This window comes from Mycobacterium sp. MUNTM1 (genome assembly GCF_054660795.1).
On record NZ_BAAGDE010000019.1, the window covers coordinates 1 to 10,034 of the forward strand.

General features: G+C 66.6%; 11 protein-coding genes. 5 read left to right on the top strand and 6 right to left on the bottom strand.

The features are described 5' to 3' along the window. Both ACYQ8K_RS13010 and ACYQ8K_RS13015 read right to left on the bottom strand, forming a co-directional pair. Positions 1-1,549, bottom strand: a 1,549-nt coding sequence (locus tag ACYQ8K_RS13010; RefSeq protein ID WP_459969503.1) for an Hsp70 family protein, incomplete at its 3' end; no start/stop codon positions are given. Between the two features lie 107 nt (positions 1,550-1,656). Beyond that, the gene (locus ACYQ8K_RS13015; protein WP_459969505.1) at positions 1,657-2,742 is read right to left on the bottom strand and encodes an NAD(P)H-dependent amine dehydrogenase family protein; all 1,086 of its coding nucleotides are present in this window, start codon (positions 2,740-2,742) and stop codon (positions 1,657-1,659) included. 83 nt (positions 2,743-2,825) lie between these two features. On the opposite strand from ACYQ8K_RS13015, the gene ACYQ8K_RS13020 reads away from it, so the two are divergent. The 4 genes from ACYQ8K_RS13020 to ACYQ8K_RS13035 all read left to right on the top strand — a co-directional run bounded on the left by ACYQ8K_RS13020 (position 2,826) and on the right by ACYQ8K_RS13035 (position 5,624). Then, positions 2,826-3,173 carry an MmpS family transport accessory protein gene (locus ACYQ8K_RS13020; RefSeq protein WP_459969507.1) on the top strand — a complete coding sequence of 116 codons (348 nt, stop codon included), beginning with the start codon at positions 2,826-2,828 and terminating at the stop codon, positions 3,171-3,173. A 37-nt stretch (positions 3,174-3,210) separates the two neighbouring features. After that, complete coding sequence (locus tag ACYQ8K_RS13025) at positions 3,211-4,518, top strand: cytochrome P450 (protein ID WP_459969508.1); 1,308 nt, start codon at positions 3,211-3,213, stop codon at positions 4,516-4,518. A gap of 80 nt (positions 4,519-4,598) precedes the next feature. Beyond that, a complete protein-coding gene (locus tag ACYQ8K_RS13030; protein WP_459969509.1) occupies positions 4,599-5,141 on the top strand; it encodes an ester cyclase in 543 nt (180 codons plus the stop codon). Between the two features lie 36 nt (positions 5,142-5,177). Next, positions 5,178-5,624, top strand: coding sequence for a hypothetical protein (locus tag ACYQ8K_RS13035; RefSeq protein WP_459969511.1), 447 nt, complete (start codon positions 5,178-5,180; stop codon positions 5,622-5,624). 5 nt (positions 5,625-5,629) lie between these two features. Here ACYQ8K_RS13035 and ACYQ8K_RS13040 read toward each other — a convergent pair whose 3' ends face one another. Both ACYQ8K_RS13040 and ACYQ8K_RS13045 read right to left on the bottom strand, forming a co-directional pair. Then, positions 5,630-7,117: a flavin-containing monooxygenase gene (locus ACYQ8K_RS13040; RefSeq protein ID WP_459969513.1), complete on the bottom strand. Its 1,488-nt coding sequence runs from the start codon at positions 7,115-7,117 to the stop codon at positions 5,630-5,632. Between the two features lie 279 nt (positions 7,118-7,396). Beyond that, on the bottom strand, positions 7,397-7,639 hold the full coding sequence (locus ACYQ8K_RS13045) for an acyl carrier protein (RefSeq protein ID WP_459969515.1): 243 nt from the start codon (positions 7,637-7,639) through the stop codon (positions 7,397-7,399). 234 nt (positions 7,640-7,873) lie between these two features. Here ACYQ8K_RS13045 and ACYQ8K_RS13050 point away from each other — a divergent pair, with 234 nt between their 5' ends. Next, positions 7,874-8,632, top strand: coding sequence for a cutinase family protein (locus tag ACYQ8K_RS13050; RefSeq protein ID WP_459969517.1), 759 nt, complete (start codon positions 7,874-7,876; stop codon positions 8,630-8,632). 12 nt (positions 8,633-8,644) lie between these two features. Here ACYQ8K_RS13050 and ACYQ8K_RS13055 read toward each other — a convergent pair whose 3' ends face one another. Both ACYQ8K_RS13055 and ACYQ8K_RS13060 read right to left on the bottom strand, forming a co-directional pair. Next, positions 8,645-9,643, bottom strand: a complete 999-nt coding sequence (locus ACYQ8K_RS13055; protein WP_459969519.1) for a sensor domain-containing protein — start codon at positions 9,641-9,643, stop codon at positions 8,645-8,647. A 4-nt stretch (positions 9,644-9,647) separates the two neighbouring features. Next, a complete protein-coding gene (locus ACYQ8K_RS13060; protein ID WP_459969521.1) occupies positions 9,648-9,998 on the bottom strand; it encodes a sensor domain-containing protein in 351 nt (116 codons plus the stop codon). Between the last annotated feature and the right edge of the window lie 36 nt (positions 9,999-10,034).

The following is a 10,034-nucleotide window of genomic DNA, read 5'->3' on the forward strand; positions in this document are numbered from 1 at the left end:
GGGCGGGTTCGGCCGTCGCGCTCTGGGGCGCGGGCGGCGGGGCCGCCGGCGTCGTACTCAGAGTCGGTGCTGGCGTGGTCGCCGTCTTGTTCTGCGCGGTCAAGCCGATCGCCACGGCGGTTCCCACCAGCAGCACCGCCGCGACGGTGATGATGATCGCCGCGGCCGGCAGCAGATGCCGGCCCGGCACCAGCCGCTTGCGCTTGACGGTTTCGGGTGCGGGCTCGGCCGACCCGGCCGCGGCCGCGCCAGTTGCCGCGTCGGGGTCCGGTCCGGAATATCCGGCGCCGGTGATCCGCGCGTTGTGCCCGGTGGCCGACCAGGCCCGCGCCAGCTGGGCCTGGGTCGGCTCGGCCGGCGGCGCCTGCGTGGTCGCGGTCGCTTCCGGGCGCGGATTCGGCCGCACCGATCCGCGAGCCGTCGCGGGCGCGGCGGGCGCGGCGGGCGCCGAAAGGGTCGCGGGCACGGCCGGCGCGGCGGGCGCCGAGAGCGTTGAGCCGGCATCGCCGGGGCCGTGCGCGACCCGCAGCGCGGCGCCGACCGCGGCGGTGAGTTGCGGGCGCGGCGTGGTGGCGACGGGAACGCGGAAGTGCCGCGACAGCGCGGTGGTGACGGTCGGCAGGTTCGCCCCGCCGCCCGTCGAGACCACCGCGACGAGATCACGGATTCCGTTGCGCGCCAAGGCTTCGTCCAATGCCGAGAGCGCGCTGTTCAGCGAGGTACGGATCGCGTCGTCAAGTTCGTGCCGGGTGAGCCGGACTTCGCCGCGCGGCCCGGTCAGCCCGTCGGTGAGCGTGGCGACCGTGCTCGAGGAGAGCTGTTCCTTCGCGATCCGGCATGCGCCGCGCAGCCGGCTCAGCGAGCCGATCGCCGCGTCGCCGGACGGGAACGCGCCGGTGGTCGGCATGTTGGCGATGACGGCGCCCAGCAGGGCCTGGTCGATCAGGTCGCCGGAGAAATCGCGGTGCCGAACGGTCGGGGCCAGCGCCCGGTAGTCGCCGTCGGCGTGCATCAGGGTGATGCTGGTGCCGCTGCCGCCGAAATCGCAGACCGCGACGGTCCCGCGCGGCGGGATGCCCGGGCTGGTCCGCACCGCGAGCAACGTCGCTGCGGCGTCGGGGATCAGCAGGATCGGGCGCGTGCGTCGCGACCATTCGGGAATCGCGCTCAGGGCGGCGCCGAGGGCCTCCACCACGTGCGACTCCCAATGGGCCGGATAGGTGACGGCGATGTCGTCGGGCAGGGCGCGGCCGCCGGTGGCGGCATACGCGAGCGCCCGCAACCCGTCGGCGACCAAAACCTCGCTGCGGTGCACCGAGCCGTCGACCGCCACGACGCCGCGCGGGTCGCCGAGGCGGTTGACGAAGCCGGTGATCACCACGCCGGGCCCCTGCAATCGCGGGTTCTCCGCGGGGATGCCGATCTCGGCGGGACGGTCCGGATACAGCGTCAGAACGGGTTTGCGGGTGATGGCATTGTCGGCGGTGACGGCCGCCAGGTTGGTGGCACCTATCGATAAGCCCAGCGCGGTCCCGACTCCATTGGTCATATCCGATCCCCGTATCCGCAGCACCGACTCGCATCCGGCTAGCCGTTATTGTGCCGCCAAAACCTGTATTCCGCGTCGGCGACAGCTATGCGCCCGCTGTGCGCCGGTCACCGGATGCTGCCTTCGCCGGCGATCAGCGGGAGGTCGAGCGGGGTGACCCAGCCCGGCCGCAGGTCGTTGACCGCCGGAACCGCGTTGAGCGCCCGCAGGCCGGTGGCCAGGCATCCGGCCGCGGCGGCGTCGCGGCCCGAGCCGTCGGTGAACCGGAACGCGGTCTCCTGGAAGATGCTCGGGGTCCCCTCGATGTCCACGCGGTAGACGTCGTTGTCGTGGCCGGTCGGCCAGTCCGGGGCGGCGTCCAGCCCGATCCGGTTGACGTGTTCGAGCTGGATGCGGGTCTCGCCCTGATAGACGCCGTTGATGGTGAACCGGACGGCGGCGACGTGCCCTGGCTTGATCACGCCTCGGGCGGAGTTGCGCTCGGTGGGGGTCACCCACTTGTCCCACGTGGTGGTGATCTCGTCGAGCATGATGCCGGCGGCGTGCGCGATCATCGGGACCGTGGCGCCCCACGCGAAGATCAGCATGTCGCGGTCCTCCAGCATCGGCTTGAACTCGGGCTCGCGGCCGATGCCCATCTCGAATTCGTAGTCGCCCTCGTAGTTGGTGTAGTCCAGCAGCTCGGAGGCCCGGACCCGGCGCACCTCGGAGCACAGCCCCATCAGCGTCATCGGGAACAGGTCGTTGGCGAATCCGGGGTCGATGCCGGTGGTGAAGCACGACGACTCGCCCAGCTCGCAGGCCTCGGTGATCGGCTGGATCCAGTTCGGCGGGTTGAGGCTCATCGTCGGCCAGACCCATGGGGTCATCGCGGTCGAACACACGTCGATGCCGGCCCGCAGGAAGCGCGTGATCAGCGAGATGTTCTCCTTGGCGTGCATCGCCGTCGGGCCGTAGTGCACCAGCGCGTCGGGTTTCAGCGCGATCAGGGCGTCGACGTCGTCGGTGGCGGTGATGCCGATCGGCTCGGGCAGCCCGCAGATCTCGCCGACGTCGCGGCCGACCTTGGCGGGGTTGCTGACGCCGACGCCCACCAGCTCGAACAACGGATGCTTCACGATCTCGCCGATCACCATCTTGCCGACAAAGCCGGTTCCGTACACCACCACACGCTTTGAGCCGCTTTTGGACATACCCAACCTTCCGGTCACCAGCCCCCGCTTCGGGCTTCACCATAAGCTTCCCTACCGTCGCTCGTGGTGACACGATGCAATTCATGACCAAGCACCTCGCCGGACCTTCGGTCCTGTTGGCCGTCGGTTTCGGGTTCGCGAACGCATGCGGCGTGGCGCACGCCCTTCCCCAGATGCCGAAGGTCCGCTACGAGATCAACGGGCCCGCTGTCGCCGAGTTCATCTACTACCAGACCGACAACGGGCAGCTGCACCAGGTGAATGCGCCGCTACCCTGGTCGACCGAGTTCACCGGCTACGGCGGCGAGGTGTTCACCATCAGCGCGCAGGGACCGGGCCCGATCTCCTGCAAGATCCTGCTCGACGGCAACGTGGTGAGCGCCGCGACGGCCACGACGGGTGCGCCCGCCAGGACCGTGTGCACGCACTGACCCAGCACTCCCCTTTTTCACCACGAAGGAGGTCTCGGTGAGCGTCAAGACGGGTCCCAAGAAAGGTCTGGCGCCGCGGACGAACGGGGCGCCACCGCCCGACATTCCGCTCGCGGACATCCATCTCGACTCGCTGGACTTCTGGGCGTTGGACGACGACTTCCGCGACGGCGCGTTCGCCACCCTGCGCCGCGAGACGCCGATCTCGTTCTGGCCAGCGGTCGAGTACGAGGGCTTCGAACCGGGCGACGGGCATTGGGCGCTGACCAAACACGACGACGTGCATTTCGCGAGCCGTCACCCGGACATCTTCAGCTCCAGCCCCAACATCACGATCAACGACAACACGCCGGAGATCAGCGAGTACTTCGGCTCGATGATCGTGCTCGACGACCCGCGCCACCAACGGCTGCGCTCGATCGTCAGCCGCGCGTTCACCCCGAAGGTCGTAGCACGCATCGAGGCCTCGGTCCGCGAGCGGGCCCGCCGGCTGGTCGCGTCGTTGATCGCCAATCATCCCGACGGGGAGGCCGAGCTGGTCAACGAGCTCGCAGGTCCGCTGCCGTTGCAGGTCATCTGCGACATGATGGGCATCCCCGAGGAGGATCATCAGCGCATATTCCACTGGACCAACGTCATTCTCGGGTTCGGCGACCCGGATCTGGCGACGGATTTCGGTGAGTTCCTTCAGGTTTCGATGGACATCGGCGCCTACGCCAGCGCGCTGGCCGAGGACCGGCGGTCCAATCACCACGACGATCTGACCACCAGCCTGGTGGAAGCCGAGGTCGACGGGGAACGGCTGTCGTCGACGGAGATCGCGTCGTTCTTCATCCTGCTGGTGGTGGCCGGCAACGAGACGACGCGCAACGCGATCAGCCACGGTGTGCTGGCGCTGTCGCGCTACCCCGCCGAGCGGGAGAAGTGGTGGTCCAACTTCGATCGCCTGACCCCCACCGCCGTCGAGGAGATCGTGCGGTGGGCCTCCCCGGTGGTCTACATGCGACGCACCCTGACCCGGGACTTCAAGCTCAGCGGCACCAAGATGAAGGCCGGTGACAAGGCCACGCTGTGGTACAACTCGGCCAATCGCGACGAGTCGACGTTTGAGAATCCCTGGGTTTTCGACGTGGCGCGCACCCCCAACCCGCACTTCGGCTTCGGCGGCGGCGGTGCCCACTTCTGCCTGGGCGCCAACCTCGCTCGTCGCGAAATCCGGGTCGTCTTCGACGAATTGCGCCGCGAGATACCCGACATCGTCGCGACGGACGAACCCGCGCGGCTGCTGTCGCAGTTCATCCACGGCATCAAGACCCTGCCGGTAGCCTGGACCCCGCCGCGGTAATCCCGCGCCGAATTCGCCTCTGCCCGAGCGTGTATCGCTGTCTCGGAATCCGGTAGCGGATCCGGGATTACGCTGGCCCCGTGACCATTCCCGCGTTCCCCGCCGCCGAGGTGCTGGCCGCCCGCCAGAAACTCGTGCTCGACCACTTTCACGACGAGGTCCGCCAGGCCTGGGATGACGTCTTGTCCACCTTCCCGCATCCGCGCTACGAGCTGATCCCCCAGATGCTCGTGCACGACGGCGAGGCGGCGGTGCGCGACTACTACGCCTACACGCGGACCGCATTTCCCGACCAGGACCACGAAATCATCGCGCTGCGCCACAGCGCCGACGCGGTGATCGTCGAATTCTGGCTGATGGGCACGCACCGCGGCTACCTGGGCAAGGTCCCGCCCACCGGCAGCCGGTTCCGCGTCCGCATGACCGCTTACTTCGTTTTCGACGACACCGAAACCCTTGTCTGCGAACGCATTTACTTCGACACGCTGACCATGATCAAGCAGCTTCTGGGCGGCCTGGACATGAGGAAGCCGGCGAACTGGTGGCTGGTCGCGCGGTGCCTGCGTGGGTTCTTGTCGATGTCGTCGGAAAAACCGGACCCGGCGCTGACCAACACCCCCTAAACTCCACCGCTAAGGGACGGAGCGAGGGAGGCTGCGATGCGGTTTTCAAGCCTTCACACGATGTGCGGCGTCACCACCGTGGCCATGTTGGGTTCCTGCGCGATGGCCACCGCCGCCCCCCTACAGCCTGGGGCGCACACCGAGAAGTGGATCGACCTGCGGCCGGGTGAATGCGTGACCGATCTGCCGCCGGCCGACGGGAGTCGCGTCAACGTCACCGTAGTCGATTGCGCGACAGCGCATTTAGCCGAGGTGTACCTGCGGGCCCCGATGACGGTCGACTCCGCCATCGCCACCGTCGCCAACCGCGATTGCACGGCCGGATTAACCCCGTACACCGGCGGCGACGGCGGCCGGTTTTCGATTACCTATCTCATCGACTCGAACCAGGACCGCACCGGTGCCAACCCCACCCCGAGCACCGTCATCTGCCTGCTGCAGTCCGCCACCGGGCAACCGTTGACCGGATCCGCGCACCGTTGAGGTGCCTAGGCGATGACGTAGTCGCTGAGCGGGAAGGCCCGCGCTTCTCGCACCGAGTTGAGTGTTGACGTCGGCCGCAGCAGCGAGGCCTCACCGCTGGGGCTGAAGTAGTACGAACGCGACGTCGCGCAGTTGCCGGCGTAAAACACCGAATTGTCCAGCAGCTTGGTTACCCGCTCCATGAACCGGTCGGTGGCTTCTTCGGTGACCTCGAAGGTCGTCGCGCCGCGGCGCTTGACCTCACCGAGCAGCCGATCCATGTGCCGCATCTGGTATTCGATGGTGTGGAAGAACGACAGCCCGGAGAAAGCGAACGGGCTTACCAGGCCCAGATAGTTCGGGAAGTACGGCATCGAGACGCCCTGGTAGGCCTGGAATCTGGTCTCGCGCCACCACTTTCCGAGATTGCGGCCCTTGCGACCGACCACCTCGATGGCCGGGAAGTTGGCCTCCCACAGATCAAATCCGGTGGCCAACACCAAGGTGTCGATGACGGTCTTGCGTCCGTCGGCGGTCACGATGCCGTCCGCCTCGATCCGCTCGATCGGGTTGGTCTCCAGGTGCACGTGCGGCGTGGTGAAGGCGCGGTAGAAGCTGTTGGAAAAGGTCGGCCGCTTGCAGCCCAGGTCGTAGTCCGGCGTCAACCTGGCGCGCAGTTCCTTGTCCCGGATCCACCGGAATCGGTTGATCTTGGCCAGGTCGGAGGCGGAAATGTTTCCGCGGCCCCGCGACTCCTTAAAGTGCAGCGCCCCGACGACCATGATGATCTCGAGGATGATGTCGGTCACCCACCGCAGTGCGCGCTGCGCCGCCGGCACCCGCGCAAACAGGCGCCGCATCGCCGGGGGGAACTCGAAGTCAAGCTTGGGTATGACGTGGGTCGCGGTGCGTTGGTAGACGGTCAGCTCTTGGGCCTCTTTGGCCAGCTCGGGAATGACCTGCACCGCGGACGCGCCGGTCCCGATGACGGCGATGCGCCGCCCCTGGTAGCTGTAGCCGTGGTCCCACTCGGTGGTGTGTACCACCTTGCCGTTGAAGCTCGCGATACCCGGGATGTCCGGCGTGCGCGGCTGAGACAGGAAGCCCGTCGCGGTGATCAGAAAGCGGCAGACCAGGCTTTCGCCACCGGCCAGCGCGACTCGCCACACCGCGGCGTCCTCGTCCCAATGAGCGCCCTCGACCGTTGTGTTGAACCGCATGTGGCGGCGCACGTCGTACTTGTCGGCGACGTCCGCCGCGTATTGCTTGACCTCGGCGCCCGGCGCGAACAGCCGTGACCAGTCGGGCTTGGGTTCGAACCAGTACGAGTACGTGGTGGAGGGGATGTCGACGGCGATGCCCGGGTAGTGGTTGACATGCCAGGTGCCCCCCAAGTCGTCCTCACGGTCGAGGATGACGAAATTCTCGAACCCGAGGCGCTTGAGCTGAATGGCGGCGCCGATGCCGCCGAAACCTGCACCTACGATGATCGCGTCGAAACGGTCCGTGTCCACAGCCCTTGCTCCGTGCTACCTGTTCCCATACTTAACGAATCATAAGCTTTCCCTAAGATACGCAACTCTAATAGGGCGCCACGCCGAGCGCATCCGAGCTTTGCCAGTATGTGACCTTGCTGACACAAGTGCGGCAGTTCATCGACCGGTCTATCAGACCTGGCCAGTTGCCTATCGACCTGCGTAAACGCCCGCACCCGCACCGAAGACGCGACTCTCGGTCGCGATCGGCGCCGGTGACTTAGCTCGGGAGGAAACCGTCAGGCCGCCAAAGAATCCTTATCTTGTGGCCGGCCCCGCCGTCGGCGTGCCCTGCAGCCGGCCCAGGAACTCGTGGCATCGGCGTGCGCGCTCGGAGTCTTGCGCCATCACTTCGCTGAAGAACGACGCGACGTCATTCAGGCCGGCGTTGTTCGCGTCGCGCACGTATTGGCCGTAATCGTGCCCCGCTTTGAGCGAGTGATATTGAAGGGAAATAAGATCGAAGGTTACGTCGTCGAAACCCGTTTCACCCGTTGCCATGTCGCCACCCTTCTGACAGTGAGCGCCAGATCTGGTACTCGCCGTCTCCGGCTACCCTGAATGGACAACACCAAACGACGGCTTAAAGTGTTTTTGTAGGCAACCCGACACGCAATGGCTGCGTCGGTCCGATGGCGGCGACGCCGCCGCTATCCACCGCCTGTCGCTGCGCCCCGGTATACAGGAAAACATCACCAAATGGTTGGCAAATTGACAGTTTTGGGAGGGGCTTGCATGGGCATTTCGCACGCCATGATCGCACGTCACATCGTTCGTTCCCTCGGTTCAGCGGCAGTAATCGCGGCGTCGGGCGTGGCCGTCTCGGCCGTGTCCACCTCCGTTATCCCGTCGGCCTCGGCCCAGTGTCCCGACGTGCAAGTGGTGTTCGCCCGCGGCACCGGTGAAGCACCCGGCGTCGGCCCCACCGGGCAGGCCTTCGTCGATGCGCTGCACCAGCGCGTCGGCGGGCGGTCGTTCGATGTCTATCCGGTCAACTACCCCGCCAGCGACCAATGGGCTACCGGCATCGACGGCATCAGAGACGCGGGCGCCCACGTCAATTCGATGGCCCACGACTGCCCCAACACCAAGATGGTGCTCGGCGGGTACTCGCAGGGCGCGGCCGTGATGGGGTTTGTCACCTCGGCCGCCGTGCCCGACGGTGTCGACCCCAACACCGTCCCGAAGCCATTGGATCCCGACGTCGCCAACCACGTGTCCTCGGTGGTTCTGTTCGGCATGCCCAACGTGCGGGCGATGAACTTCCTCAACGAGCCGCCCGTGGTCATCGGCCCGCTCTACCAAGACAAGACCGTCAAGGTGTGCGCCACCGAGGACCCGGTCTGCTCCGACGGACTCAACTTCGCCGCGCACGACACCTACGCCGACGACGGCGCGATGATCGACAAGGGCGTCGCCTTTGCCTCCAGCCACCTCGGTCTCAGCGGGCCGGCTCCGGTCGCGGCGCCGGCCGGCGGCGGCTTCGGCAGCTGAGTAGCCGGACAGCTAGCCCGGGATCCTGCCCAGAATCAGGTTGGTGACCGCCAGCGTGGCCTGTCGGCTGGCATCGGTCTTGCCCGAAGTACACGTCTGCACGTCGACAACCACGTTGGCCTTCGCGGCGGCCGCGTGAACGCACAGTATCGATATCGGCGTTTGCGGCACCACGTCAATCGCGGTGATACCGGTGCCGGCGTTGGCTGGCGGCCGCATGGACACCGGGTAGGTTTTGCCGTTAGGCCAGGTCGCGTTCAAGGTAGAACCGCCGCATTGGCGGAAGGTCGATAGCAGTTTCTCCAGCACCGCCTGAGCTGCGGCCGCGTCGCGAAATGCGGTGACCCCCTGTCCGGTCGACCACTGGGTGTTGAGATTGTGGTCGAGGATCTCTGTCGCGGAAAAGCCTGTGAAGCCCGAGCCGTCGTAGGCCTCCGGAGCGCTGGACTCGATAACGGCCCAGCAATCCGGACGGTCCATTTTGCCTCTGACGGGATCGGGGGTGGGCTGGTGCAGTGTCCGCTCGATCTTCATGGGGCGGTCGCCGGTGATGTTTTCGACGTCCTCGAGACTGGGCAACAGACCGTCCAGATCTGCGGGCGCGACGGTGGGCGGTGGAGGCGGCGGCGGGGTCGTCGGCGTGCTGGTGCGCGCGGTGGTCGTGGCGGTCGCGGGTGCCACAACCCGGGCAGGTGTCGCGTCGGGCAGTGTCGCGCGGACGATCAATGCGACCACCGCCGCCGTGATGAACACGTACGAGAGCGTCACGCCCACCAAGGCGCGATCGCGGCCCCGCTCACCGCTGCGGCGGATCTGCGCTAAACCCAAGTGCCCAAGGATGAGTCCCGCCGGGGCGAAGACGAACGCGAACACCACCGACAACGTCGCCAACACGTTGGCCTCATCGCGCGGCGGGGACGCGGGTGGTTGCAGTGGCGGCGCTTGCTGCGGACCGGGCGACCCCCCGAACGGGTTCGGCTGAAACGGGCTGGCACCAAAGGGATTCGTCATCTGCCTAGCCCGGGATCTTGTTCAGGATGAAATTGGTGATCGCCAAGGCGGCTTGTCGGCTGCGGTCGTTGCTCAGGGTGGATGTCGCCACCACATCGACAAACACGTTGATTTTGGCGGTGATTGCACGGACGGTCCAGAAGTGAGGTGGTGCATTTCCGGAAACTTCCATGGTCATGATGCCGCCGCCGTCGGCGGGAGGCTGCATAGCTACCGCGGCCGTGTAGCCGTTATGCCAGGTCTCATTGACTGAGGAGCCGCCGCATTGACGCCAAACCGATAGCACTCTGGTCAGTTGGGCCTGGGCCGCGGGGGGGCGCGGGAAACAAACAGACCCCCCCGCCCCCCCCGCCAAATTTTAATTAATCTGTAAAATAAAGAAAAAAAACGC